This is a genomic window from Mesorhizobium sp. M7A.F.Ca.AU.002.02.1.1 (genome assembly GCF_003998535.1).
Classification (GTDB): domain Bacteria; phylum Pseudomonadota; class Alphaproteobacteria; order Rhizobiales; family Rhizobiaceae; genus Mesorhizobium; species Mesorhizobium ciceri.
In genome coordinates, this window is record NZ_RZPB01000006.1 from 1 (window position 1) to 22,475 (window position 22,475).

The following is a 22,475-nucleotide window of genomic DNA, read 5'->3' on the forward strand; positions in this document are numbered from 1 at the left end:
CGGCATGATCGCCCCGCCGACGTCACGTGCCGAAAGCGTCAGGTTCAGCCAGTTCGCCGGTGCGGCCATGCCAATCGCCAGCGCCAGCACCGAGACCATGCCGAGGGCTGCTATCTGCGGCGTCGTGGCGTCCGTCTCCATCTGATGGCCGTTGCGTTTGGATTTGTGGGATGTGTTGGCGTGGCCTTGTCGTCGATCATCGCCGGCGCGGGCATGATGCGTAGCGTGCTGTTGCTGGGCGGTCGGCTCTCGACTGCTCATTTCGGCCGCCTCCGGGCGCTGCGTCATCAACCCGTGCTTCAGTCCGCGGGCGACCAGCCAGACATTGGCGGGATAAGCAAGTGTGAAGCCGGCAATGACGCCGATCGACATCACGCCCCAGAACAAGAGCTCGGTCGGCTCCATCGCGCGCATGTCGCGCCCCATCATCAGGAAGCTCATGACGGGCGCCATGCCGGCCATCATGAAATTCATCGAGATGAACTCGGGCAGGAAGCTCTTGCGCACATTCTCCCAGTAGGTGCCGCCCATCATCGATTTCATGAACAGCGACTGGAAGATGAACAGGCCGAAGGCGAAACCCGCCAGATATTCGACGATGAGGTCGAGCCACATAGGCAGGCCAAGCGTTGCCGTGATGACCGCCGCGAGAATGATGCCGGTTGCATCGCCGGCAACGCAGTGGATGGTCGAACCGACGCCCTGCTTCCATAGCGGCCTGGTGAAGTCTTCATGCTCGCCCGGTCGTGGCTCCTTGTCTGCAAGCACATAAAGCAGCAGCCCCAATGGACCCATATAGAGGGTCACCAGGATGAAACCCCATTTCATCACCACCGGTTCGGGATTGTTGCGGTATTGATCGAAGCCGACATAGAGCGTCGAGGCGGCGGCAAGAGCGAACCAGACGGCAAGGAAATAGTCGATTGGCTGGATGAACATGGATGCATCCCGTCGCGGATCAGCGGTTTGTCACAAGCAGCCCCCGCCAATGAACGCAGAACGTGTGTTTATGATCCCGCCGGCCCAATCCGGTTGTGTCGAATTCTCCAGCCTGGCGCTCTTGTCGAAGCATTACGGCGCGGTAATTCCCTTGAAGGCGTGGGCGCTTCGCTGCCTCAACAGGAGCTGGCCATGAAACATCAAACACTCGACCAACTGCATGCCGTCGCCAAGATTGAATCGTCGGCTGCATATTCCGCAATGACACGAAATCAGCGCATAGAGCGCTGGGCTGAACTGCTGGAGCGTAATCCCGAGCGATGCCTTGGCGCGTTTGCAGGCACCGAACATCTGCACCCCGAAGCACGTGCAATGATGCGGGGCGAGGGAACCGCAATTTCGGTTGCTTTCGAAGATCCAGTGCTGCGCGCATCGGGTTTGAAAGACGATACCTACGGCGAGGCAAAGCGCTTTTTCGAGCTGAACGACTGGCAGTTGCACGACATCGTCTGCGATTGCCACGTCGGCTCAACCATGAAAGCGCGCTGGGCTGCGACGCGAGTCCGCTCAGCCGTCAGCGGCAGGTTCTTTGCGTGGTTGCGGCAAAGGATAATGCGCTGACCCAGTTGGGGATCGTCGTCGCCCGCTGCGGCTTACGATCCCCTGTCTTGCCGATTGGATGTCTTGCCGATTGGATGTCTTGCCGATTGGATATCTTGCGATGCGGATCAACGCTTGTCCTGGTATAGCCGGTCGGTCGCCCGGTCGCTTTCCCTTCGTTCGGCGGGCCCACGCCGGCGGCGTGCGATAACGGCATAGGCCAACAGCACGATCAGCAACAATGGGCCGCCGGCAACGACGACCAACCACATGATATCTCCAAACATGGCGGCATCTCCTTTCCCAGACAACCGGCAAGGAGGAGAACCGTTCCGCGCAGCAGCAGGGTAATGCCACCTCGGTCATCAACTTACGGATTGCGTTCGTAGGTTCCGATGAGTTCTGCCTGCTCGAGCGAGTGTTTCTGCGCCTCCCGCCAGATGCGCTCGACGCCTGCGCTGGCCGGAATGGCAAGGCTCGGCGTGTCGAGCGCGGCCAGCCGGAAATGGTAATGGTGGACGCCATGTCCGACCGGGGGTTCAGGGCCGTCGTAATAGGCGTTGCCAAAATCATTTGTTGCTTGCCTAAGGGCACCGGGACCTGGCTTGCCGCTTTCCGCCTCGGGAAGTTCCCTTGTCTCCGCGGAGATGTTGAATACCGCCCAATGACCAAACGTTCCGCTCGGCGCATCAGGATCCTGAACGACGAGAACGAGGCTTTTGGCGTCGTCCGGTACTCCAGACCATTTCAGCGGCGGCGATACGTTTTTGCCGTCTCGTGTATATCTTTCGGGAATTGGTCCGCCTTCGGCAAAGGCGGCGCTGCTGAGGGCAAGTGGCATGGTTCACTCCTTCCGGGGAAGTTGATCGCAGCGATGCCAACGGCATGCTATTTGTTGGTCCGCATCTTTTGTCTTGGATCGATCCCGCCAGCAGCGGTCGTGTCGTTCTCGACATCGCCTTCGACCGTGTTCTCGCCTTCAAGCTCGAACTCTTCGCCTTCCTTGATCGTTCCCTTGGAAGTCCCGATACCAGGATTGTTCGCCAAGTCGGCATCGCTCGGTTTTTTCCATTTCGGATGTTTGGTTCCGGTCATGAGAAAACTCCTTCGACGGGATTTCAGTTTAAAAATGCAAGCCAGATGGGCCGTTCCGGTTCCAGGGCTCTGCTTCATCGGCTCGCCGCGCGCGCCGGTTAGAGCCCGAATGGATAGGTGTCGGGAACGCCGGTTCTTGCATGCTCCGGGCCAAGCGGCGTCACTGCCGCGGTTTTGTCGAACCATAGGAACGCGTCGAACTGCTGGGGCAGGGAAGCGTCCGCATAGTGGCTGCCCAGCTCGGTTTCCGGCCGGTAGATTACCCCGATGAATCGCTCCAGCCTACGTTCCAGCAGCCGCTCACGCAGCGTCTTGTCGCGCCCGAGGTCGAGCAGGAACCGCGACACAAGAGAATCGTGGCAAAGCCGTTCGTAGCTGTCGGCGTGCGACGCGCGAACCTGCTTCACCTCCATTTCGCCATCCCAGTCGCTTGCGGCCGCTACAGTGCCGGAATGCGTGCCCATACCGATTAGCGCTGCCTCATCGCCGAAACGCTGCCGGCAGAGCTGACCGATGTTCAGTTCGTCCCTGACGACACCCATCTCGGTAAAGCGGGCATCGCCGATATGGGAATTGTGCGCCCACACCACCGCCTTGGAGTTGGGGCCGCCGGCGTCCAACAAATGTTCCAAGGTCTCGAACATGTGGGTGTCGCGCAGGTTCCAGGACTCCGCACCGCCATAGTACATGATCCGGTAGTAGTGTTCGGCGGACGCGATCAGCCGAGCATTCTGACTGGCGTCGAGAAAGTCGGTTCCGTCCTGTTTTGCATAATCGAGTTGTCTGGCGAGCAAGTCCCGGCATTGTTCCAGCACGGCTTTCTCGCATTTTTTATAGCCGGCGGTGAGCACCGCACGGCCGTAGGTAGACGGTTCGTGTTGCCAGGGCGTCAGGCAACCATACCGTTCGCGTGCAATCTTGGCTGCCTGGGGATCGACCCGGTCGAGATAGTCGAGGACCGCGCCTATGGACCCGCTCATATTGTAGATGTCCAGGCCGTAGAACCCTGCTTGCTCCGAAGGTTCTAGCTTCTCGTTGCGACGGCGCATCCAGTCGGAGAAGGCCGCGACATCGGTGTTGCGCCACATCCACGTCGGAAACCGCTGGAATGGCGCACCGGCGCCTGTTCGCGGCCGACGATGGCGAACGTAGCGGTCGATCGCCGCCGCATCGGGCCAGTCCGCCTCGACCGCGACGATGGTGAAGCCGTGCCGTTCGACGAGCCTGCGGGTGATCGCCGCGCGCGCCCTGTAGAACTCGGACGTGCCATGGCTTGCCTCGCCAAGCAGAACGACGCGCCGGTCGGCGAACCGGTCGAACAATGCGCCGAAGGCCGGATCGTCGAAATCGGGCAGCGGTTCAGCCGCGGCCGCGATCATATCGGGCAGGCTGATCGGATGCGGATGTCGAAGTGGACGACCGACCTTGGTGACGGTGCCGTTTTCCGACCAACCCTGCTCGCCGATGAGAGGGACGAAGCGCACGCCGCCGAAATCCTCCTCGCTGTAGGTTGCGGCACCTGTCCGGGTGACTTTGAGCAGGCGTTGCAAATCGGGGTCGTCGCCGACCGGAATGACGAGCCTGCCGCCGACATCGAGTTGCTCCTGAAGGGCGAGCGGTGCGCCGGGACCGCTGGCTGTCACCACGATGGCATCGAACGGCGCCGCCTGCGGCCAGCCCTTGGTGCCATCGCCTGTCCGGACCTCGATGTTTCGATAGCCGAGTTTTTCAAACCGCCGTTTCGCCGTTTCTGCCAAACCGGGATGACGCTCTATGGTGTAGACCTGTTCGACGATCCGGCTCATCACCGCGGCGGCGTAACCCGAGCCGGTGCCGATTTCGAGCACGTGGTCACCCGGTTTGACGTCCGCCATTTCGATCATGAATGCGACGATGTAGGGTTGCGATATGGTCTGGCCGTCGGCGATCGGCAGCGGCGTGTCTTCATAAGCAAATTCCTCGAAACCGGGTTCTACGAAGGCCTCGCGTGGAACTTCGCGCATCGCCTGCAGAATTTCACGGTCATGGATGCCACGCCGGCCGACGTGGATATTGACCATTCGATCACGGGCACGAGGAAGATCGAGCATTTTTTAGCTCCCTTTGGTGCAACGCTTCGAGGTTGTCCTTCGCGGTAGCTGCCTTGAACCTGGCCTTCGCGATTCCAGTTTCTAACCGCTGGAGGACTTCAAGGTTCCCGCCTATTTGCGGACAGAGCCGCTCGCTCCACCGGGATAGCGACCGGTCTCTTGGCCGCTCGGGTCGCGACACTGTCCCGGACGGCGGCAGTCGGGGGTTGCTCAAGCGCAAAGATGCCCCAGTTATCACCAGCGAACCGAAAGCTGGAGATGTCGATGAACGACAAGGCTGCCGCGACGCCGCAGGCTATCGGCCACGAACGGATCGACCTCATGGACCGTTACTGGCGCGCCGCGAATTACATCTCGGTCGGCCAGATCTATCTGCTCGACAATCCGCTGTTGCGCGAACCGTTGAAGGCCGAGCACGTCAAGCCTCGGTTGCTTGGCCATTGGGGCACGACGCCGGGCCTGAATTTTCTCTACCTGCATCTGAACCGCGTTATCCGCGAACGCGACTTCGATGTTCTGTTTATCTGCGGCCCGGGCCATGGCGGTCCCGCAATGGTCGCCAACACATGGCTCGAGGGCACCTATAGCGAGATCTATCCCGATATCGGGCAGGGCGAAGACGGCCTCAGGAAACTGTTCCGGCAGTTTTCCTTTCCCGGTGGCGTGCCAAGCCATGCCGCGCCCGAGACGCCAGGCTCCATCCATGAGGGCGGCGAATTGGGATATGCATTGGTTCATGCCTTCGGTGCGGCCTTCGACAATCCGGGTCTGGTGGTTGCCTGCGTCGTTGGTGACGGCGAAGCCGAGACCGGTCCGCTGGCGGCGGCATGGCATTCCAACAAGTTCCTGAACCCAGCGTCGGACGGCGCCGTCCTGCCGATCCTGCATCTCAACGGCTACAAGATCGCCAATCCGACGATCCTCGGCCGCATGGACGATCAGGAATTGCGAGACCTTTTCGCCGGCTATGGCTACGAACCGTTCTTCGTCGAAGGCCACGAGCCGCTTGCCATGCACCGGTCCATGGCCGCGACGCTCGACACGGTGCTCGATCGCATCCGTTCCATTCAGGAGCAGGCACGGGCTCCGGGATGGCATGGTCAACGCCCGAAATGGCCGATGATCGTGCTGCGCAGCCCCAAGGGATGGACCGGGCCGAAGGAAGTCGATGGCGAAAAAGTCGAGGGTTTCTGGCGCTCGCATCAAGTGCCGGTATCGAACGCTCGAGGGAATGAGGAGCACCGCAAGATCCTCGAAAACTGGATGCGAAGCTACGAACCGGGAGAGCTGTTCGACGAAAGCGGGCACCTGTTGCCGGAGCTTGCGGCACTTGCCCCGACAGGGACAAGGCGCATGGGCGCAAGCCCGTACGCAAATGGCGGCCTGCTGAAGCGCGATCTGATGCTTCCAGATTGGAAAAGCCTGGCCCTGGAAGTGCCGCGTCCAGGTGGCGTCATTGCCGAGGCGACGCGGATTTGCGGAAGCTATCTTCGCGAGGTGTTCCGCCTCAATGCCGAGGCGCGAAACTTCCGCCTGATGGGGCCGGACGAGACATCCTCCAACCGCCTCGACGACGTGTTCGAGGTCACCGATCGGATCTGGATGGAGCGCATCGAGCCCTATGACGTCCATCTTTCCCGTGATGGTCGCGTCATGGAAGTGCTGAGCGAGCATCTCTGCCAGGGCTGGCTTGAAGGCTATCTGCTCACCGGCCGCCATGGCCTGTTTTCATGCTATGAGGCCTTCATTCATATCGTCGATTCGATGGTCAACCAGCATGCCAAATGGCTGAAGACCTCCGGCGAGCTCGCTTGGCGCAAGCCGATCGCCTCGCTCAATTACCTTTTGACCTCGCATGTCTGGCGGCAGGATCACAATGGTTTCAGCCATCAGGATCCGGGCTTTGCCGATCTGGTCGCCAACAAGAAGGCCGACACGGTAAGGCTCTATTTCCCGCCGGACGCCAACACCCTGTTGTGGATCACCGATCATTGCCTGAGAACCTATAACCGCATCAATGTCATCACCGCCGGCAAGCAGCCGGGACCGCAATGGCTGTCCATTGAAGAAGCCGGAGCGCATTGCAAAGCTGGAGCGGGCATCTGGGAATGGGCCGGCACGGTTGCTCAGCACGAGGAGCCCGATGTGGTCATGGCCTGCGCCGGCGATGTGCCGACCCTGGAAACACTGGCCGCGACAGACATTCTGCGCTCCGCGATCCCCGACCTGAAAATCCGCGTCGTCAATGTTGTCGATCTGATGACATTGCAGTCGAACACGGAGCATCCGCACGGCCTGCCCGACGGGGACTTCGACGCGTTGTTCACGAAAACACGGCCCGTCATCTTCGCCTATCACGGCTATCCCTATCTCATTCATCGCCTGACATACCGCCGCGCCAACCATGACAACATGCATGTGCATGGCTTCCGCGAGGAGGGCACCACGACGACGCCATTCGACATGGTGGTGCTCAATGAACTCGACCGCTACCATCTCGCGCTCGCCGCCATCGAACGCGTGCCGGGACTGGCCGAAAGGGCCGAAGGGCTTGCCGGCGAACTCCACGGCAGGTTGGCGAAGCACAAGGCCTATGTGCGCGAGCACGGCGAAGACATGCCCGAAATCCAGAAATGGAGCTGGCCCGACAAAGCCGCGACAAAGGGGCGCCAATGATGCGTCGGTCGATCCTGGCGCTGAATGCCGGCTCGTCCAGCATCAAGTTTGCGCTTTACGATCTTGTCTCATCACGGGATATGCAACTCGTTTCACGCGGCACGCTGGACCTGGGCGACAAACCCACACTGCGCGCAAAAGCGGCCGACGGAACGGGGCAGTGCGATCGGCCGCTCACCGCCGACAAGCGGCATGACGCGGCCATAGGCGAGATGCTGAATTGGGTGCAGGGCGAAATTGGGGAAAGAAACCTGATCTGCGCCGGCCATCGCATCGTGCATGGCGGAAGCGAGTTCATCGAACCTGTCCGTCTGACCCCAGACATCATCGACGCCATCGACAAACTTACGCCGCTTGCTCCGCTGCATCAGCCTCGCAGTCTCGCGCCCGTCCGTGCAATAGCCGCCTTGCAACCGGACCTGCCACAGGTTGGCTGTTTCGACACCGCTTTCCACCAGACGATCGATCCGCTCGTGCGGCGCTTTGCCCTTCCGCGCCAGTATGAAGAGCAAGGCTTGCGCCGCTACGGGTTCCACGGTCTCTCCTATGAATACATCGCCGGGCGGCTCAGCGAGATATCGCCAATTTTCGCGGCGAAACACACGATCGTCGCCCATCTCGGCAATGGGGCAAGTCTTTGCGCCCTGCACGGGGGCAAAAGCATCGATACCACGATGGGTTTTTCGGCCCTGGATGGCCTCGTCATGGGCACGCGGTGCGGCGCCATCGATCCCGGCGTGCTGTTGTATTTCCTGCTGGAAAGAGGCATCGCGGCGGAAGAACTGCAGGCGATGCTCTACGAGAAGTCGGGCCTGCTCGGCGTATCCGGTATTTCCGGCGACATGAGGACGCTCGAAGCGAGCAATGATCCTCGCGCGCAAGAGGCGATGGCGCTTTTCGCCTTTCGCGCCGCGAGAGAGGCCGCGGCGCTTGCAAACACGATGGGTGGCCTTGAATGCCTGGTGTTCACCGCCGGCATCGGCGAACGGTCCGCGACCATCCGCAAGGCCATATGCGAAAAATTGACCTGGCTTGGCGTGGTGCTTGAAGATCGCGCCAACAACACCCACGCCGAGATCCTCAGTCGTCCCGAGAGCAAGGTGGAAGTACGCGTGATTGCGACCGATGAGGAAAGTGTCGTTGCACGTCACAGCCGCATGGTGATGCAAGCCTGAACGCTCGCCTCGGCATCGGAAAATCGGCTGTCGGTTCGGCCCGATGAAAGCCCGGGCAAGGGTATTCCCTGTACGAAAATTACCAAGCAAGCGGTCGGGGGAACCAACTGCCCATAGAAATATTGTGCGAGCAATCCCGGCTAACCCCGAGATCGTCGGCCGATGATCAGGCCGACAGCCTTACTTCAGGCATTGGCTGAGGAATCCATGTTTACGGACGACGTTGCGGTGAGGCGCCTGAAAATCCTGGTCGAGCAATATGTCGAGACACGCAAGAAACGCCACGATGTGATCTCTACCGCCAAGGCCGGGACCGCAATTCGAGAGGTGATGCCAAGTTGCCCGCTTTCAGGAAAGGCCTTCGATGATCTGATAGCGGCCTGCGCCATCGAGCATGGCCTCGCTGTGCTCTTCGACAATCCGGGGACATCAGGCACTGAAGTCTGAGGCTGGCGCTTCCGATGCTACCGTCGCGATGAGCAGGAGTTCAGTCGGCATGTCCAGGTACTTTTTCGACCTTCGAGATGAGAGCGGAAGCTTGCAGGAGGATCCCGAGGGCCAGGAATTTTCTGATCTCGCGAGCGCTGAGGAAAACGCGATGGCGTCGGCGAAGGAAATCCTTGCCGAAGAGCTGCTGCATGGCAGGCCGCTGCGTACCGGATTGACCTTCGAGATTTTTGACGAGAACCGCAACCTGGTGCTGCGCTTTCCTTTTGCGCTCGCGGCCGAAAAGGCCGGGGCACCCCCTTAATCCCGAATTGCCTGGCCGATCACCTGCAGGGGCCATACAGGTCGCCTCATGCGGATCCTATCCTTCCGCCTTGAAGTTTCTGGCTTCCTTCTCGACCTTGGGGTTGTCCTTGCCATGCTTTTGCATGAGCTCCTTGGCTTGCTTGGGTGAGACGTCGGTGGTCTCTGCCAAGCGCAATGCCTTCTTGTCCTTGCTTTCGGTCTTCTGCTTCTTGGCCGTCATGGCTCTTGAACTCCCTTGAAGCCTTTTCCGATCGATCTTTGCCGGTGCGAACACCTGAGCATGTCCAGATGAACACTTTCGTTGCCTGGCCTGCTTCGATGACGAGACGTCAACGAGACGATGCCGGTCAGGTTCCGTGCATCGCCTGCTCATGTCCAAACTTGTCACGCCACGCGGCGGTACCGATGGCGGTCGCGGATGAACTCATTGAAGAAGCGGCCTTTTGAGGAAGCTTTGGTGAAAGCGGCATAAGTTGCCGGTGCAACATCCTCATATTCGTAGCGTCTGCCGCTCGGCACAAACCAGACCGACAGGATCCTGGTGGCGGGATCGTATTGCGCATTTCGGATCACGGTCGATGGCATGGTCGCACCCGACAGGTCTGCCCGAATAACCCGTTAGCGATCGTCAGGTTCCGCCGATATCCTGGCGTCACGCACCGCGACTACCGGTCGCGCGGGTTGCCGAACTTCGGGTCGCGCTTCCTTGAATATCGGTCGATGCGTGGCAGGCTGTCATCAAACTCGATCCACGGCAGCCTCAGGTCCCAATAGGCATGGGCTTGCGGCCGAAACCCTTCAGGGTTGTCAAAGAAGCCGATCGTCACATAGAACTCGTCCGGCAGGCCTTCGTCGCTATAGCCTATCGAGCTTCCACAGTCTGGGCAGAACGTGCGGGTGACGCCTGGCGTTTGGGAAAAGGCCTTCGGCGTCCCTCTAAGGAGCTGAAATTGCTTCGGCCGGTAACCAACCCAGATCGTCAGCGGACTTCCGATGGCCCGGCGGCAATCGTCGTCGTGATCGTAGCATATCCAGAAAGGCTCTCCGTCCAGGGCTGCGGCGATCCCTCCGCAGAAGCAGGCTCCGGTTTTCGCGCCGCATCGTCTGTCCACCCTGTTGCGCCTAAGAGAGAGCGGCCGAGTGGCCGCTCCCGTTCAAGGTGAAGTCCTTGAAATCATGCATCGTGATGCTCGGGCATGCTCTTGAGCTGATCCTTGGTCCAGTTCGTCACCGCGTGAACGTCGCCGTCTTCATCGCGCATGAATTCCAACTGGCTTGCGGGAACGGCCACCGGCTTGGCGCCAATGCCGAGAAAGCCGCCGACATCGATGACGACCTGACTGGCGGCTCCTGAGCCGTGCACATGCGAAACGCTGCCGACTTTGTTGTCGTCTGCGTCGTAAATCGTGGCGTCTTCGAGAATGTCTGGTGTCAGTTCGGTGCTTGTGAGGCGTACGTGGTTGGTGTGATCCATCTTTCGAGACTCCTGTTGGGTGGAATATTTGAACCTCTCAGCCGAGCAATCGTTCCGAACAATTCCGGGGGCGACGGACGGACGACGCAAGGACGCTAGAAGCCTCAACTCAGCCTCCGTCCGAATTGACTCGCAAAGCTCCGTACGGAAGCGTACAAAAGGAAATCGTCAGCAGCACAGTTGGGGCGCTGACGCTTGGGAGTGACCATCGCTCTTGCCCATCACGAGGCATGGTGTTGCACGGCGAAGGAGCCCGAGCACCCCGGTCTGCCATTGGGCGCGATGACCGCGCTGGCGCGGGATACAGGCGCCACTGAACAACAGATACGCGAAATCATATCGCTCCTCGGGTTCGATCGCGCCTCTATCCTGCGGGAGGCTCGTTTGCTGGCGAAAGATAGTCAGCCAACAAGGCCTTCGAGTCTTCAGCAGTAACTGTCGGTTTCATACCAACGCGCCCGCCCGTCTAGTGCTGCGCGAGACGAAGTCTATGGTTCGTTACCGTCCGCTCGTTCGACGGGCGCGGCCGGCTAAGAGATCCCAGTGCTCTTGCCCAAGGGAAAAGAGTCTCGTGGATTACCAGACACTGCAAGCCAAGAGCGAATTGCTTCGCCGGATGAGCGCGGACGATTTCGCGCGGCTACGTCCGCATCTGGCGAGTGTTTTTCTTGAGTTGCGCGCGCCGCTGGAGACCGCGGGGCAGAAGATCGAAGCCGTCTATTTTCTGGAAAGCGGGCTGGCCTCGGTAGTGGCGAGGACTTCGCCTGCGACCGAAGCCGAAGTCGGAATCATCGGGTTCGAAGGAATGACCGGTTCGGCCCTGGTCATGGGGGACGACCAGGCCAACTTTGATTGTTACGTCCAGTCGACATGCGAGGCTCTCCGGATAGAGGCTGCCCCCTTCGTCGAAGCCCTGGAGGACAGCCCTACATTGCGGTCGTTCCTGTTGCGCTATGTCCAATATTTCCATGTTCAGACAAGCTATACGGCATCGATCAACGCGCGGCAGAGCCTGGAAGTTCGACTGGCAAGATGGCTTTTGATGTGCAGCGACCGCACTGTCGGCGACAGGCTTATGATAACCCATGAATTTCTGTCCATCATGCTTGGTGTGAGGCGTCCGGGGGTTACCGTCGGCCTCCAGATGATCGAAAGTTACGGTTATATCCGAGCGCGCCGCGGAGAGATTACGATCCGCGATCGAGACGGTCTCATGACGTTGGCGCGAGATTCTTACGGTCCACCCGAAACCCAGTACCGCCGGCTGATCGGAGATTTGGGCTCGAAGCATCCCGCGAGGCAGGAGCGGCCTCTCGTTTGAGCGCGCCGGGCCAACAGAGGCTTCTCCGCCACAGAGCCGCCAGCGGACATTTCGAGTGGCCGGCGCGATGATGCCGGTGAGACACCGTTGCCTAAACCCGCGCCGGCCACTGCGGCATGTTTTGGGGATGCCGCGTTGCCAATCTAGTTGCCGACAAGCAACTGGCAACGAAAGCTCACGGTTTGGTAAGAACCGTACGTACATGCACGCAAACTCCCTCGGTCGCGTTCAAGGCATGCTCGCGAAATCCTGAGTTGAATACAGTCCCTCGATAAAATCCGGATTGGCAGGCCCTGTCCGTCGTTGTGGTGACGTCCGCAGGGTGGGTGCAGATTGGCTGGCCAGGTTCCGATATTGCCAGGCGGGCTGGCCTTCACCATCTTAGCTGGGATGGCGACACCCAAATCGAAAACACTCGACTCCGGCTCATCCGGGCTTCAGCACGATCTCTTTGGTGCTGCCGACGACCTACCGGAAGGTTTCTTCTATCAGCCCGAGTTGATCACGGCGCAAGAAGAAACGGAACTCGCCCGGCATCTGGAAGGCCTGCCGTTCGAGGCGTTCGATTTCCATGGCCATCTGGCAAACCGGCGCGTCGTCGGTTTTGGCCTGCGTTACGACTACGACAGACGCCAGGTCGTCGAGGCGCCGCCGATCCCTGACTTCCTGCTGTCCCTGCGCGACAAGATCGCAGCGTTGGCAGGCCGGCCCGCCAACGCCTTCGCGCAAGTGTTGATCAACGAATACCGGCCCGGCGCCTGCATCGGCTGGCATCGAGACAAGCCTCATTTCGAAGACGTTGCGGGTGTTTCGTTGCTGGCGCCTTGCAGCTTCCGGCTCCGGCGGAAGAATGGCACCAAATGGGACCGCCGGACCATCGTCGTCGAACCAAGGTCGGCGTATCTCATGACCGGACCATCGCGCATGGAATGGGAGCACAGCATTCCGGCGGTTGACCTGCACCGCTACTCGATCACCTTGAGGACATTGCGCGCCAACTCCGCAGGAGCATCGCGCGCCGAGCCGTTCTGTCGCATTGCCAGCGCCATCACGAGTTCTTGAACGCAAAACGGTTCCGGGAACCTCCCAACCACAAGTTGGTTTGGAGGACAGGTACAGCTTCAAAGGTGGAGAATGTCCATGGCCCGTGCCCGATCCGTGTTGGTGGCAGCCAGGCGTCCGTTCCATAAAACGCCGATGGCGGTCGCAAACGCATGTTTCGTCGGCACATTGCTGACCGACGTTGCCTATTGGCGAAGCGCTGAAATGATGTGGGCAGATTTTTCCGCCTGGCTGCTCCTTGCCGGCCTGGTTGTAGGCGTGCTCGCGGTCCTTGCAGCACTTGTCGATTTGTCTACCGGCCGACTTGCCCGTCAAGCCGGGCCTGCATGGCCATATCTCCTTGGCAGCCTCGTCGTGCTCGTCATATCGCTCTTCAACGCACTGGTGCACAGCCGTGATGCCTGGACCTCGGTCGTGCCGACGGGGCTCATCCTGTCCGCCGTCGCCGTGATCGTTATCCTCTTGCTGGGACTGCTGGGATGGAGCTCCGGCCACACTCAAGTGGAGGTGGTCGAATGAATGTCTCCGCCAGACATATCCGGCGTATCGCGAGCCTCGGTCTGCTGTTCGGATCGATTTTGGCGCTGCCCGCATGCAGCGATAACGAACCGGATCCCACCGATCAGGTCGGAGCAAACCCGACGCTGCCTGAACCTATTCAGTATCTGGTGCCGCCCATGCATGTCGCGTCGGTCGTCGGTTGGAAACAAGACGAGAAGCCGACCGTCGCCAAGGGTTTGCAAATCCAGGCCTTTGCCAAGGGCTTGAGGCATCCGCGCTCGCTTTACACATTGCCGAATGGTGACGTTCTGGTGGTCGAATCCGTGGCGCCGCCCGGTGCCGCGATCAAGCGGCCGAAAGACCTGATCATGGGCTGGATCGAGTCGATGGCGACCTCGGGCGGCGGCACCGAAGGAAGCAACCGTATCACCCTGCTGCGGGATACGAACGGCGATGGTCTGCCCGATGTCCAGGAGGTCTTCCTCGATCATCTCAATTCGCCCTTTGGCGTGGCCCTGGTCGGCAACGATCTCTACGTCGCCAACACCGACGCCATCGTGCGTTATCCCTACACGTCGGGCGACACCAAGATCACCGCGCCGGGCGCCGTGCTGACGCCATTGCCCGGCGGACCTATCGATCACCACTGGACAAAGTCTCTCGTGGCCAGCCCCGACGGGTCTCGGCTGTATGTCGGCATCGGATCCAACAGCAACATCACCGAGAACGGCATCCAGGCGGAAAAGGACCGGGCCGCCATCTGGGAAGTCGACAGGGCCACTGGCCGCTATCGTATTTTCGCGAGCGGCCTGCGCAATCCCAACGGGCTGAGTTGGGAGCCGCAGAGCGGCGCGCTGTGGGCTGTGATCAACGAGCGCGACGAGCTCGGTCCTAACCTGGTTCCCGACTACATGACCTCGGTCAAGGACGGCGCGTTCTATGGTTGGCCGTACAGCTACTATGGTCAGCATGTCGACCCGCGCGTGATGCCGCAGCGGCCGGACCTCGTCGCCAAGGCGATCCCTCCCGACTATGCCTTGAGTTCCCACGTCGCACCTCTGGGCTTGACGTTCTACACTGGAACCAACCTGCCGGAGCTCTATCGCAACGGCGCCTTTGTTGGCGAGCATGGTAGCTGGAACCGCAAGAGCTTCAACGGCTACAAGGTCGTTTTCGTGCCGTTTAAAGACGGTCATCCAGATGGCAAGCCGCAGGACGTCGTCACCGGTTTCCTCGGCAAGGACAACAAGGCGCACGGGCGGCCCGTCGGCGTTGCCGTCGACAAATCCGGCGCGCTGCTGATCGCCGACGATGTCGGGAACACGGTCTGGCGCGTAACTTCCACGAGCCAGTAGGCACCTGCATAACGCTGATCGCTTCACTATCTCGGTGCGAATTCCACCAGCGCCTTGACGAATTCTGCCGGTGCCTCGATCGGCAGGAATTCGCCGCAGTTGGCGATCATGTGACCTTGCAGGTTCTTTGCGCCAGACATCCTCAGACCTTCGAGGTAATCGTCAATCGATCCAAAATCCGCGTCGCCGCGGATATAAAGGATCGGAACTTCGATGCGCGCCGGGGCATTGGCCTCGGCATCCTGCTTGAACGCGCGATACCAATCAAAGCCGGCCTTAAGTGCCTCCGGCCTCGCATAGGCCTGCGTCAACGTCTCCCGCATTTCATTGGTCAATGCTTCGGGACGGCCGGCGAGCAGATCGAAGAAAAAATCGAAGTAGGCGCGTTGATGGCCCGTCACCAGCAACTCCGGTAACTCAGGCACCGCATGAAACGCAAAGTGCCAGATGCCCGGGTTTGCGACTACCTTCGTCCATGGATGAAGGCCGGGGATAACCGTATTCATCGGCACCGCGCCGACGATGCGACCGCCATGATGGCGAGCAGCAGCGAAGGCAATCATGCCGCCCACATCGAAGCCTGCAACGACGATGGATTTGGCCCCAAGCGCCTCGGCGGCTGAAATCACAATATCGGCAAGAACCTTCTTTTCCGCCGACGGCGGAGTGCCACGCGATTCACCGATCTCCGGAAGATCGAAAGCCAGCGTAAAGTATCGCGTGCCGAGTTCATCGAGCACACCATCATAGATTTTCCGGGAATGGGGCCAGCCGTGCAGAAGGATCAAGGCCGGTCGGCGCGGATCGCCGGCCGTGGATACCGCCAGCTGCATATCGCCTGCTTCGAGGGTCTGGACGAGCATCGTCTATCCATTTTCGGGAACTCAGAAGAAAACGAAGAGCGAACGAATAGGTTGCCCCACCAGTTCAATCTGCGTCGCTCGCCGCTGTCCGTTCTCCAACGTCTGTGCTCAAGGACCAGCCCGCTTTCTGAGCCGGCTCGACCGTCACCAAGTGGGAGGAGGGGGCCATCCACCGGCCCTGTTGGTCCGCCTGCGGAACAAGCATTTAACCCTGGCGTTAGAATGCCGGGCGATCCCGCAACGGGCGAATGGGCAGTCGCGAAGTCGTCGCGGCGGTTTGCAATTAGGACAATGCAGGGAGATTCACATGCCGCTTACGGCCTTCGCACTCAATTGCTCGCTCAAAGCTTCGAACGACAGGGAAAAATCCTCCACCGATCGGTTGCTCGCCGATGTCCTGGCGGCGTTGATGCAATACGATGTGAAGGGCGAGATCGTGCGTGCGCTCAGCCACGATATCAAGCCCGGCGTGCTCTCCGACATGGGCGAGGGCGACGATTGGCCGAAACTCAGAAAGAAGATACTGGCGGCCGACATCTTCGTGCTCGGGCTTCCGATCTGGCTTGGCCAGCCCTCGAGTGTGGCCAAGCGCGTCCTGGAGCGGATGGATGCCTTTCTCGAGGAGACGGATGACAGAGGGCGAATGCCGGCAGCAGGAAAGGTGGCCCTGGTGGCCATCGTCGGTAATGAGGACGGTGCGCATCACTGCCACGCGGAATGCTTTCAGGCATTGAACGATGTCGGCTTCACCATCCCGGCCAATGGCGGGGTCTACTGGGTTGGCGAGGCGATGGAGGACGTCAACTATGTCGACCTGCCGGCAACTCCGGAAAAAGTCTCGGGTGCGATCGAAATGGCAGCCTCAAACGCCGCCCATCTCGCTGGATTGCTGAAAGACCAGGGCTATTCGGGCGTCTCGGGATGACCTTTGTTCGCCTAAACAACTTTGAGCGGCCAGACATTGCAGCGTCGATGAGGTCTCAATCGGGAACAGGAAGGCTTGTAGCGAGTTCATATTCTCATCAGCCGGCGACCGCCGCTCCGTCTACACGGCGCGAAGCCGCAAACAGGAGAGCAAGTCATGGGTCTCGGCACAATTCTTATCATCATTCTGATTATCGCATTGCTTGGCGGCTTTAGTGGACTTGGCGGCGGGCCATTCTACGGCACCGGCTATTACGGGGGCGGCGGCCTCGGTCTTCTGCTGCTTATAGTCATAATCCTGGTCGTGCTCGGGCGTCTCTAGCCGAGTCCGCCATGCGGTGGCAGATTGTATCACCTGCCGCTTGCGGTTCTCTTCGGAGTTGCTTTGAATCCATAGCAGTCCGGCAATGACGGTCCGCCCTCTGGAGGGCGGACCACTCGTCGGACATATCAGGTCAAAATCAGCACGATCTTGAACGTATCCGGATCAACGATGACGATCCGACCGTCCGCAAGCACGAAATACTCGTAGCTTTCGTAAGCGGGAACGATCTTGACGATACGAGCCGGCAGCCGATGCAGCCTGACCTTGTGCCGCGGAACTTCGACGCCGACGCTGATGTCAAAATTGACATTGGACACAGGCTCGACCTTCGTCTCCCGGATAATCTGAGTGACTTGGGTTTTCTGCTCCACCGTCACGTTGTTGATGGAACCGGTCGACGTCGTATCCTGTGTCGAGGCCTTGCCCTGGGCCTGCTGGTCGGTGGTGGTGCCGGTCTTGCCCTGAGCCTGCTCGTCGGTCTGCATCTTGGTCTTGCCCTGGGCCTGCTGGTCGGTGGTGGTGCCGGCCTTGCCCTGAGCCTGCTCGTCAGTCTTCAGCTTGGCTTTGCCCTGGGCCTGCTGGTCGGTGGTGGTGCTGGCCTTGCCCTGAGCCTGCTCATCGGTCTTCAGCTTGGCCTTGCCCTGGGCCTGCTGGTCGGTGGTGGTGCCGGCCTTGCCCTGAGCCTGCTCGTCGGTCTTCAGCTTGGCTTTGCCCTGGGCCTGCTCGCCCATCTTGGAGCCGTTCTGGCAGTCAGCCTGCCCGGAAGCGCAGTTGGCGTCTGCGCCAGATTGGCTTTCGGTCTGTTGTGTCTGAGCCGCCGCCGTTCCACAGCCGAGCCCGATGGCCAGCATGCTGGTAATGAGAACACGTTTCATGGGAAATCTCCCTGGGTAAGGTTCGTCCCTTCACTGGGTAGAACCAGCACCCAAAAAAAATGTTCCGAGATAGATGCGTGAGTGCTAAAAAACGACCCCGCTTGAGATCATACGATCGCGGGCGGAAGCCGCCGTTAAAGCGACCTTTTCAACCTTGGCGATTGCCCTAGCTGTCTCCGGAGAGGAGACCGACATGGCAATCTATAGTCTGAGAGTGGTCAGCTTCATTTTCGTTGCCCTGGCTTTCGCTCCGGCCGCCGCGCATTTCTTCGCTATGTTCAACAAGATGAAGCTCGACGGGCCAAACTATCTGGCTGCGCAGCGCGCCTATGATGGATGGAGCCTGTTCGGCATCGTGGTGCTGGGAGCATTGCTCTCCACGGCCGCCCTGGCGATCCTGCTCTATCGAGCGAGCGCATCTTTCGGCTTGGTTGTTGTCGCCTTTCTAAGCATCGGCGCCACGCAGTTTGCCTTCTGGACGCTGACCTATCCAATCAATCAGGCGACCCGGAACTGGACTGTCCTCCCTGAAAACTGGGAGCTGCTGCGGCGCCAATGGGAGTATTCGCATGCCATCGCCGCAGGCCTCAACGCCTTGGCGTTGCTGGTGCTTTTCATATCGGCGCTTCGCCCTGCGGTGCGTTGAACGACCACGTCGTCACCAGCACGGCCAGCGGGCAGGAACCACCATGAAGCGGAATCATTGAAACGCCAGATGTTCCAGCGCGGCAGGAAAAATGAAACGGTACTATTTTGATCTTCAAAACGGTGACGGCACGGTACCCGACGATGACGGGCAGCTGTTCGAATCCCGGGAACAAGCCAGAGCGGAAGCAATTCGTATTTTGCAGGATGTCGCCCAAGACGAAATGCCCGACTGCGATTTCGTCAAGATAACCGTCAAGGTACGCGATGAGATCGGTGCGCAGATGTTTGAGGCGTCGCTTGTTCTGACCTCCGGATGGAGCGTTTGATGTCGCAGTGCTAGCGGCGATACCGCACCGGGATTTGCACGACATTCTCCGATCCAGGCAGATCAAAGGCCATGGCCAGCTGACGTACGGAGGCCATCTCCACGATCAGTTCTTCAATCGAAAGGTCTGGCAGGCCGGTCTTCACCCTCTGCCTCACCCTGGCCGCAAGTTCATGAACCCGCACCGGGACGAAAAGCGGGCTGTCGTCCAGCAGCTTGCTGATTTCGATGACCACATCGGCGTCGATGTCTTTCGGCAATTCCCGCATGAGCGTCACCTCCAATCGAAGCAACAGCCCGCCATGTCGATGCGACGAGCGATCCGGCGTTGAGCGCCGGGCAGTGGGATCGGAGAGGGACGTGCTCGGCGCTGGCCGATATCCTGATTCATAAAACTGCGAGCATAGGTGTGTCACGAAAAAATATCGGTACGAAATTTACCAAGCCGGTCATCCCATGCAATCCACAAGGGCCTTCCCGAAATCCGGCAGCGGCTGTTGCCGACAGAGGAGGAACAAAAAATATGGCCCGGAATTGAGACTGACGAATTGGAGGATCTAGCCATGGACAGCAGGGAAGAAAAGATCAAACGACGGGCCTATGAAATCTGGGAACAAGAGGGCCGGCCGGTAGGCCGCGAGCAGGAGCACTGGGATCGGGCCGTGCAGGAGATCGAAGCTGAGGGTTCGGAGACTGAACGTGGCCCGGTTCTGCCTGACCCGACAGTTGCGGCCGATTCCAATAGCTCGAAGCGTTGATCGGCAATCCCATGGCGTCTTGAGGACCCCGGTCGGGCAACCAAATTGGCGGAACCTCGTTTGCCGGGCATCAACCAGAGGAGGTTTCGATGAAGAGGTTCTTTTCATTCCTGGTCTTGGCCGCTGCCCTTGCGCTCGGCGCCTGCGACAACAACACCGAGCCGATGAAAGCCACCAGCAACAAGAACCCACAGGTTGATCAGGCCGCCAGACCAGGCCCCACGACTGGCGGCGACCAGCCAGCTACGGTGCCTCAGAGCAAATGAACTCCGTCTCACATTGCGACACACCTCTGCTGCGCGTCGCCTATCTCGATGGTGGACCGCAGGACGGCGCCCCGGTTATCCTGCTGCATGGCTGGCCCGACGACGCGACGACATACGCTCGTATTTCGCCGATGCTTCATGAAGCTGGCTTCCGGACGTTTTCCCCTTGGTTGCGAGGCTTTGGGCCGACATCGTTCCTGTCGAAAGAAACCATGCGCTCGGGCGAGATTGCCGCGATGGCGCAGGATGTGCTGGATTTTGCAGATGCGCTTGGCATCAGCCGCTTTGCAGTTGTCGGACATGATTGGGGCGCTCGGATATCCTATCTGCTCGCGTCGGTTTTTCCGGACCGCATCAAGTGCTGCGCTGCGCTGTCCCTCGGCTGGCAACCAGGCAAACCAGCAACGCCGACGCCCGAACAGGCGAAAGCATTTTGGTATCAATGGTTCATGGCGACCGCACGGGGCGCCGAGTTCGTACGAAAGAACGGCAAGGAATTCGCCAGGTATCAGTGGGACAGCTGGGGTCCATTAGGCTGGTTCGACGACGCCATTTTCGATGGCGTTGCGAGCTCGTTCGAAAATCCTGACTGGGCGGATGTGACGTTGCATTCCTATCGGGTCCGGTGGGAAGAGGCCGAGCCCGATCCGCGTTATGCTGAACTCGCCCGCCGGCAAGCAACGGTCAAGATCATCACCGTGCCGATCCTGACGCTTCACGGTGGTGACGACCGCGTTGTGTTTGCCCAGTCTTCAGAGGGGCTCGAAGAGCATTTCACCGCGTTCTACAGGCGGGTGGTGCTGGATGGCATCGGACACTTCCCGACGCGTGAGGCTTCTGATCAGGTTTCGCGAATGTTGGCTGCGTTTCTCGATAGCCATGGCAAGCGCTGAAGGAGGGGCGCCATCGACCCCATAGTAAAGGCCGGAACCTGACGCATCGCCGCGCATTTCGTCTCCATGCATGACGAACCGAAATGCGGTCTCGCAATCAATCGGCAGCCAGGGAGAATTTGGATGCAAGCTTCAGGCGCAATCTCAAGACACCATGCTGGCCAGTTGGCCATAGAACCGTTTGCGGGCACGGTGACGGTACGATTTTCCGACGCCATAGTCGCTGCCACGGAACGGGCGAAAGTGCTTCAGGAAGAAGGACATGAGCCCGTGTTCTATATTCCTTTCGAAGACATCTATTTTGACCTTTTCGAAAAAACGAACACCACCAGCCGCTCCCCTTTGAAAGGTACCGCGAGCTACTGGCGCGTCCATGCCGTGGGCAGCTCGGCTGACGATTTCATGTGGGCGTACGAGACGCCTGAAACCGCGGCGCGGGCCATTGCACGTCATGGTGCATTCGATCCGGAAAAGGCGCGCATCGATGTCGAGCCCGCGGAGGACAGAAGGCATACGCCCCACGTCACGGAGTAGATTGCCCGTTCTCATCGGCGCGAGCTGAAATTCAAGGCAGGTGCTAACCGCGTGGAAACTCTTCATCAAGGATGCGTAGTGCCTCCTCGTATCTGACGGTTGATGCCCCGGCCTGTCGTGCCTGCCAGATATTGTCCGCCAGATCCGCGCGCTTCACCGGCAGCGCCAATGGATTCGATGCCGCTCGTCGCACGAACGCGAAGTAATCCTCGCCGTCCCTACGCGACATGGCGTCGACGGCCGACGCGATCGTCGGGCCAAAACCGGCCTCTTCCAACCTGGTCCGGTCCCAGCCTTCGCCCTTTTCCAGGACGTCATGGAGATAGGCGACGACCTTCTGATCCTTGGTTTCGACCGCGTCAACGACACGGCGACAGTGCTCGATATAAGGTCGCCCGGTCTTGTCGCGCTGTGCCTGGTGGACCTCTTCGGCAATCTTGGCCGCCCGGTAAAACATGCTCATCAGGCTTCCCCTTCAGACATGGTTTCACCATCGCTCCTCGGTGTCGTGGTGCGGCAGGTCCATTCCGCAGCAAACCCAGCCAAGTCGCTGCCTCGATCCATAATTGTAGCGCGGCTCCAGGCGAGCCGGATCGTCGAACGTTCCGACATGAAGCGCGATCTCTCCCGGCGATGCGTCATAGGCGAGGCTGAGCGGCGATCCGCAGGCGGAGCAAAACCCCCTGCAGGCAATCGGCGAAGACCTGCGATAGGTCGGCGTCGCATCGGTCCAGGTCACGCTTTGGGAAGGCACCCAGGCCAGAACCGCGAACGCACTGCCGGTCGCTCGCCGGCACATATCACAATGGCAGTAATGCACTCTCGGTTCGCTTCCAACGCGGAAGCGGATCGTGCCGCAGAGACATCCTCCGCTCAGTTCCATTTTGGCGCCCCGGTTGACTTGCGGCTCCAACGCCTCTCGCGCGGTCTCATGCGAGCACCTCCATTCATCACAGCGAAAACGCCGGTCATTTGCGTCGGTTCCTGTTGGCTATCTCAGGAACCAGTGCTTGCGCGCGGCGT

Annotated in this window: 31 protein-coding genes; 17 read left to right on the top strand and 14 right to left on the bottom strand. The window is 59.9% G+C overall.

The annotated features are described in order from the left end of the window. Positions 1–939, bottom strand: a 939-nt coding sequence (locus EN879_RS00985) for a DUF4396 domain-containing protein (RefSeq protein WP_164756162.1), incomplete at its 3' end; no start/stop codon positions are given. Positions 940–1,131: 192 nt separating this feature from the next. Between EN879_RS00985 and EN879_RS00990 the strand changes: the two genes are divergently transcribed. Next, complete coding sequence (locus EN879_RS00990; RefSeq protein WP_013531527.1) at positions 1,132–1,560, top strand: hypothetical protein; 429 nt, start codon at positions 1,132–1,134, stop codon at positions 1,558–1,560. Between the two features lie 107 nt (positions 1,561–1,667). Here EN879_RS00990 and EN879_RS00995 read toward each other — a convergent pair whose 3' ends face one another. From EN879_RS00995 to EN879_RS01010, 4 genes are all read right to left on the bottom strand, one after another. After that, complete coding sequence (locus tag EN879_RS00995; RefSeq protein ID WP_013531528.1) at positions 1,668–1,826, bottom strand: hypothetical protein; 159 nt, start codon at positions 1,824–1,826, stop codon at positions 1,668–1,670. A gap of 83 nt (positions 1,827–1,909) precedes the next feature. After that, entirely contained in the window at positions 1,910–2,380 is a 471-nt protein-coding gene (locus EN879_RS01000; RefSeq protein WP_013531529.1) for a YbhB/YbcL family Raf kinase inhibitor-like protein, read from the bottom strand. A 47-nt stretch (positions 2,381–2,427) separates the two neighbouring features. Beyond that, positions 2,428–2,634, bottom strand: coding sequence for a hypothetical protein (locus EN879_RS01005; RefSeq protein ID WP_013531530.1), 207 nt, complete (start codon positions 2,632–2,634; stop codon positions 2,428–2,430). 98 nt (positions 2,635–2,732) lie between these two features. Continuing rightward, on the bottom strand, positions 2,733–4,724 hold the full coding sequence (locus tag EN879_RS01010) for a protein-L-isoaspartate(D-aspartate) O-methyltransferase (RefSeq protein ID WP_063168033.1): 1,992 nt from the start codon (positions 4,722–4,724) through the stop codon (positions 2,733–2,735). Positions 4,725–4,988: 264 nt separating this feature from the next. Here EN879_RS01010 and EN879_RS01015 point away from each other — a divergent pair, with 264 nt between their 5' ends. From EN879_RS01015 to EN879_RS01030, 4 genes are all read left to right on the top strand, one after another. Next, the gene (locus tag EN879_RS01015; RefSeq protein ID WP_063168032.1) at positions 4,989–7,400 is read left to right on the top strand and encodes a phosphoketolase family protein; all 2,412 of its coding nucleotides are present in this window, start codon (positions 4,989–4,991) and stop codon (positions 7,398–7,400) included. Further along, positions 7,397–8,575: an acetate/propionate family kinase gene (locus EN879_RS01020; protein WP_082826676.1), complete on the top strand. Its 1,179-nt coding sequence runs from the start codon at positions 7,397–7,399 to the stop codon at positions 8,573–8,575. Before EN879_RS01015 ends, EN879_RS01020 begins: the two co-directional genes overlap by 4 nt. 207 nt (positions 8,576–8,782) lie before the next feature. Next, positions 8,783–9,022 (top strand): hypothetical protein, encoded by a 240-nt coding sequence (locus EN879_RS01025; protein ID WP_013531534.1) that lies wholly within the window; start codon positions 8,783–8,785, stop codon positions 9,020–9,022. Positions 9,023–9,113: 91 nt separating this feature from the next. After that, positions 9,114–9,326 carry a hypothetical protein gene (locus tag EN879_RS01030; RefSeq protein ID WP_063168031.1) on the top strand — a complete coding sequence of 71 codons (213 nt, stop codon included), beginning with the start codon at positions 9,114–9,116 and terminating at the stop codon, positions 9,324–9,326. 57 nt (positions 9,327–9,383) lie between these two features. Here EN879_RS01030 and EN879_RS01035 read toward each other — a convergent pair whose 3' ends face one another. The 4 genes from EN879_RS01035 to EN879_RS01050 form a co-directional block, all read right to left on the bottom strand. Continuing rightward, the gene (locus tag EN879_RS01035; protein ID WP_013531536.1) at positions 9,384–9,548 is read right to left on the bottom strand and encodes a hypothetical protein; all 165 of its coding nucleotides are present in this window, start codon (positions 9,546–9,548) and stop codon (positions 9,384–9,386) included. 164 nt (positions 9,549–9,712) lie between these two features. After that, entirely contained in the window at positions 9,713–9,913 is a 201-nt protein-coding gene (locus EN879_RS01040) for a KTSC domain-containing protein (RefSeq protein ID WP_013531537.1), read from the bottom strand. Positions 9,914–9,993: 80 nt separating this feature from the next. Further along, a complete protein-coding gene (locus EN879_RS40535) occupies positions 9,994–10,440 on the bottom strand; it encodes a GFA family protein (RefSeq protein ID WP_063168030.1) in 447 nt (148 codons plus the stop codon). A gap of 62 nt (positions 10,441–10,502) precedes the next feature. Beyond that, positions 10,503–10,802, bottom strand: coding sequence for a PRC-barrel domain-containing protein (locus tag EN879_RS01050; RefSeq protein WP_013531539.1), 300 nt, complete (start codon positions 10,800–10,802; stop codon positions 10,503–10,505). A 571-nt stretch (positions 10,803–11,373) separates the two neighbouring features. Here EN879_RS01050 and EN879_RS01060 point away from each other — a divergent pair. The 4 genes from EN879_RS01060 to EN879_RS01075 all read left to right on the top strand — a co-directional run bounded on the left by EN879_RS01060 (position 11,374) and on the right by EN879_RS01075 (position 15,041). After that, complete coding sequence (locus tag EN879_RS01060) at positions 11,374–12,123, top strand: Crp/Fnr family transcriptional regulator (RefSeq protein WP_082826458.1); 750 nt, start codon at positions 11,374–11,376, stop codon at positions 12,121–12,123. A 390-nt stretch (positions 12,124–12,513) separates the two neighbouring features. Then, positions 12,514–13,185: an alpha-ketoglutarate-dependent dioxygenase AlkB gene (locus EN879_RS01065; protein ID WP_164774292.1), complete on the top strand. Its 672-nt coding sequence runs from the start codon at positions 12,514–12,516 to the stop codon at positions 13,183–13,185. A 78-nt stretch (positions 13,186–13,263) separates the two neighbouring features. Beyond that, positions 13,264–13,704 carry a DUF2231 domain-containing protein gene (locus tag EN879_RS01070; protein ID WP_050580528.1) on the top strand — a complete coding sequence of 147 codons (441 nt, stop codon included), beginning with the start codon at positions 13,264–13,266 and terminating at the stop codon, positions 13,702–13,704. After that, complete coding sequence (locus tag EN879_RS01075; RefSeq protein ID WP_013531543.1) at positions 13,701–15,041, top strand: sorbosone dehydrogenase family protein; 1,341 nt, start codon at positions 13,701–13,703, stop codon at positions 15,039–15,041. The genes EN879_RS01070 and EN879_RS01075 overlap by 4 nt, the downstream gene beginning before the upstream one ends. Positions 15,042–15,067: 26 nt before the next feature. Here EN879_RS01075 and EN879_RS01080 read toward each other — a convergent pair whose 3' ends face one another. Further along, positions 15,068–15,904, bottom strand: a complete 837-nt coding sequence (locus tag EN879_RS01080) for an alpha/beta hydrolase (protein ID WP_063168027.1) — start codon at positions 15,902–15,904, stop codon at positions 15,068–15,070. Between the two features lie 307 nt (positions 15,905–16,211). On the opposite strand from EN879_RS01080, the gene EN879_RS01085 reads away from it, so the two are divergent. Continuing rightward, positions 16,212–16,829, top strand: a complete 618-nt coding sequence (locus EN879_RS01085) for an NAD(P)H-dependent oxidoreductase (protein WP_013531545.1) — start codon at positions 16,212–16,214, stop codon at positions 16,827–16,829. Positions 16,830–16,985: 156 nt separating this feature from the next. Beyond that, positions 16,986–17,150, top strand: a complete 165-nt coding sequence (locus tag EN879_RS01090; protein WP_013531546.1) for a DUF3309 family protein — start codon at positions 16,986–16,988, stop codon at positions 17,148–17,150. Positions 17,151–17,278: 128 nt separating this feature from the next. On the opposite strand, the gene EN879_RS01095 is transcribed toward EN879_RS01090, so the two are convergent. Further along, the gene (locus EN879_RS01095; protein ID WP_127273922.1) at positions 17,279–18,028 is read right to left on the bottom strand and encodes a DUF1236 domain-containing protein; all 750 of its coding nucleotides are present in this window, start codon (positions 18,026–18,028) and stop codon (positions 17,279–17,281) included. Positions 18,029–18,221: 193 nt separating this feature from the next. Here EN879_RS01095 and EN879_RS01100 point away from each other — a divergent pair, with 193 nt between their 5' ends. Together EN879_RS01100 and EN879_RS01105 are read left to right on the top strand one after the other, a co-directional pair. Beyond that, positions 18,222–18,674 carry a membrane protein gene (locus EN879_RS01100; RefSeq protein ID WP_013531548.1) on the top strand — a complete coding sequence of 151 codons (453 nt, stop codon included), beginning with the start codon at positions 18,222–18,224 and terminating at the stop codon, positions 18,672–18,674. Positions 18,675–18,765: 91 nt separating this feature from the next. Then, on the top strand, positions 18,766–19,002 hold the full coding sequence (locus EN879_RS01105; protein WP_013531549.1) for a hypothetical protein: 237 nt from the start codon (positions 18,766–18,768) through the stop codon (positions 19,000–19,002). A 10-nt stretch (positions 19,003–19,012) separates the two neighbouring features. Here the strand turns inward: EN879_RS01105 and EN879_RS01110 are convergent, their stop codons facing one another. After that, positions 19,013–19,270 carry a hypothetical protein gene (locus EN879_RS01110; protein ID WP_013531550.1) on the bottom strand — a complete coding sequence of 86 codons (258 nt, stop codon included), beginning with the start codon at positions 19,268–19,270 and terminating at the stop codon, positions 19,013–19,015. Between the two features lie 294 nt (positions 19,271–19,564). On the opposite strand from EN879_RS01110, the gene EN879_RS01115 reads away from it, so the two are divergent. From EN879_RS01115 to EN879_RS01130, 4 genes are all read left to right on the top strand, one after another. Continuing rightward, the gene (locus EN879_RS01115; protein ID WP_013531551.1) at positions 19,565–19,759 is read left to right on the top strand and encodes a DUF2934 domain-containing protein; all 195 of its coding nucleotides are present in this window, start codon (positions 19,565–19,567) and stop codon (positions 19,757–19,759) included. An 89-nt stretch (positions 19,760–19,848) separates the two neighbouring features. Next, positions 19,849–20,025 carry a hypothetical protein gene (locus EN879_RS01120; RefSeq protein WP_013531552.1) on the top strand — a complete coding sequence of 59 codons (177 nt, stop codon included), beginning with the start codon at positions 19,849–19,851 and terminating at the stop codon, positions 20,023–20,025. Next, positions 20,022–20,918, top strand: coding sequence for an alpha/beta hydrolase (locus EN879_RS01125; protein ID WP_063168025.1), 897 nt, complete (start codon positions 20,022–20,024; stop codon positions 20,916–20,918). The genes EN879_RS01120 and EN879_RS01125 overlap by 4 nt, the downstream gene beginning before the upstream one ends. 123 nt (positions 20,919–21,041) lie before the next feature. After that, positions 21,042–21,452, top strand: a complete 411-nt coding sequence (locus tag EN879_RS01130) for a DUF427 domain-containing protein (RefSeq protein ID WP_013531554.1) — start codon at positions 21,042–21,044, stop codon at positions 21,450–21,452. A 43-nt stretch (positions 21,453–21,495) separates the two neighbouring features. On the opposite strand, the gene EN879_RS01135 is transcribed toward EN879_RS01130, so the two are convergent. Further along, a complete protein-coding gene (locus EN879_RS01135) occupies positions 21,496–21,915 on the bottom strand; it encodes an HD domain-containing protein (RefSeq protein WP_027161658.1) in 420 nt (139 codons plus the stop codon). Positions 21,916–21,939: 24 nt separating this feature from the next. Then, a complete protein-coding gene (locus EN879_RS01140) occupies positions 21,940–22,335 on the bottom strand; it encodes a GFA family protein (protein WP_027161657.1) in 396 nt (131 codons plus the stop codon). Between the last annotated feature and the right edge of the window lie 140 nt (positions 22,336–22,475).

Excerpts from the sequence above, each read along its gene's own strand:
- EN879_RS01085 (WP_013531545.1), top strand. The coding sequence starts at position 16,212 with ATGCCGCTTACGGCCTTCGCACTCAATTGCTCGCTCAAAGCTTCGAAC.
- EN879_RS01010 (WP_063168033.1), bottom strand. The coding sequence starts at position 4,724 with ATGCTCGATCTTCCTCGTGCCCGTGATCGAATGGTCAATATCCACGTC.
- EN879_RS01080 (WP_063168027.1), bottom strand. The coding sequence starts at position 15,904 with ATGCTCGTCCAGACCCTCGAAGCAGGCGATATGCAGCTGGCGGTATCC.
- EN879_RS01125 (WP_063168025.1), top strand. The coding sequence starts at position 20,022 with ATGAACTCCGTCTCACATTGCGACACACCTCTGCTGCGCGTCGCCTAT.
- EN879_RS01130 (WP_013531554.1), top strand. The coding sequence starts at position 21,042 with ATGCAAGCTTCAGGCGCAATCTCAAGACACCATGCTGGCCAGTTGGCC.
- EN879_RS01035 (WP_013531536.1), bottom strand. The coding sequence starts at position 9,548 with ATGACGGCCAAGAAGCAGAAGACCGAAAGCAAGGACAAGAAGGCATTG.
- EN879_RS01025 (WP_013531534.1), top strand. The coding sequence starts at position 8,783 with ATGTTTACGGACGACGTTGCGGTGAGGCGCCTGAAAATCCTGGTCGAG.
- EN879_RS01140 (WP_027161657.1), bottom strand. The coding sequence starts at position 22,335 with ATGGAACTGAGCGGAGGATGTCTCTGCGGCACGATCCGCTTCCGCGTT.
- EN879_RS01020 (WP_082826676.1), top strand. The coding sequence starts at position 7,397 with ATGATGCGTCGGTCGATCCTGGCGCTGAATGCCGGCTCGTCCAGCATC.
- EN879_RS01105 (WP_013531549.1), top strand. The coding sequence starts at position 18,766 with ATGAAACGGTACTATTTTGATCTTCAAAACGGTGACGGCACGGTACCC.
- EN879_RS01070 (WP_050580528.1), top strand. The coding sequence starts at position 13,264 with ATGGCCCGTGCCCGATCCGTGTTGGTGGCAGCCAGGCGTCCGTTCCAT.
- EN879_RS00990 (WP_013531527.1), top strand. The coding sequence starts at position 1,132 with ATGAAACATCAAACACTCGACCAACTGCATGCCGTCGCCAAGATTGAA.
- EN879_RS01000 (WP_013531529.1), bottom strand. The coding sequence starts at position 2,380 with ATGCCACTTGCCCTCAGCAGCGCCGCCTTTGCCGAAGGCGGACCAATT.
- EN879_RS01005 (WP_013531530.1), bottom strand. The coding sequence starts at position 2,634 with ATGACCGGAACCAAACATCCGAAATGGAAAAAACCGAGCGATGCCGAC.
- EN879_RS01110 (WP_013531550.1), bottom strand. The coding sequence starts at position 19,270 with ATGCGGGAATTGCCGAAAGACATCGACGCCGATGTGGTCATCGAAATC.
- EN879_RS01120 (WP_013531552.1), top strand. The coding sequence starts at position 19,849 with ATGAAGAGGTTCTTTTCATTCCTGGTCTTGGCCGCTGCCCTTGCGCTC.
- EN879_RS01015 (WP_063168032.1), top strand. The coding sequence starts at position 4,989 with ATGAACGACAAGGCTGCCGCGACGCCGCAGGCTATCGGCCACGAACGG.
- EN879_RS01090 (WP_013531546.1), top strand. The coding sequence starts at position 16,986 with ATGGGTCTCGGCACAATTCTTATCATCATTCTGATTATCGCATTGCTT.
- EN879_RS01040 (WP_013531537.1), bottom strand. The coding sequence starts at position 9,913 with ATGCCATCGACCGTGATCCGAAATGCGCAATACGATCCCGCCACCAGG.
- EN879_RS01050 (WP_013531539.1), bottom strand. The coding sequence starts at position 10,802 with ATGGATCACACCAACCACGTACGCCTCACAAGCACCGAACTGACACCA.
- EN879_RS01115 (WP_013531551.1), top strand. The coding sequence starts at position 19,565 with ATGGACAGCAGGGAAGAAAAGATCAAACGACGGGCCTATGAAATCTGG.
- EN879_RS01065 (WP_164774292.1), top strand. The coding sequence starts at position 12,514 with ATGGCGACACCCAAATCGAAAACACTCGACTCCGGCTCATCCGGGCTT.
- EN879_RS01095 (WP_127273922.1), bottom strand. The coding sequence starts at position 18,028 with ATGAAACGTGTTCTCATTACCAGCATGCTGGCCATCGGGCTCGGCTGT.
- EN879_RS01100 (WP_013531548.1), top strand. The coding sequence starts at position 18,222 with ATGGCAATCTATAGTCTGAGAGTGGTCAGCTTCATTTTCGTTGCCCTG.
- EN879_RS00995 (WP_013531528.1), bottom strand. The coding sequence starts at position 1,826 with ATGTTTGGAGATATCATGTGGTTGGTCGTCGTTGCCGGCGGCCCATTG.
- EN879_RS01135 (WP_027161658.1), bottom strand. The coding sequence starts at position 21,915 with ATGAGCATGTTTTACCGGGCGGCCAAGATTGCCGAAGAGGTCCACCAG.
- EN879_RS01075 (WP_013531543.1), top strand. The coding sequence starts at position 13,701 with ATGAATGTCTCCGCCAGACATATCCGGCGTATCGCGAGCCTCGGTCTG.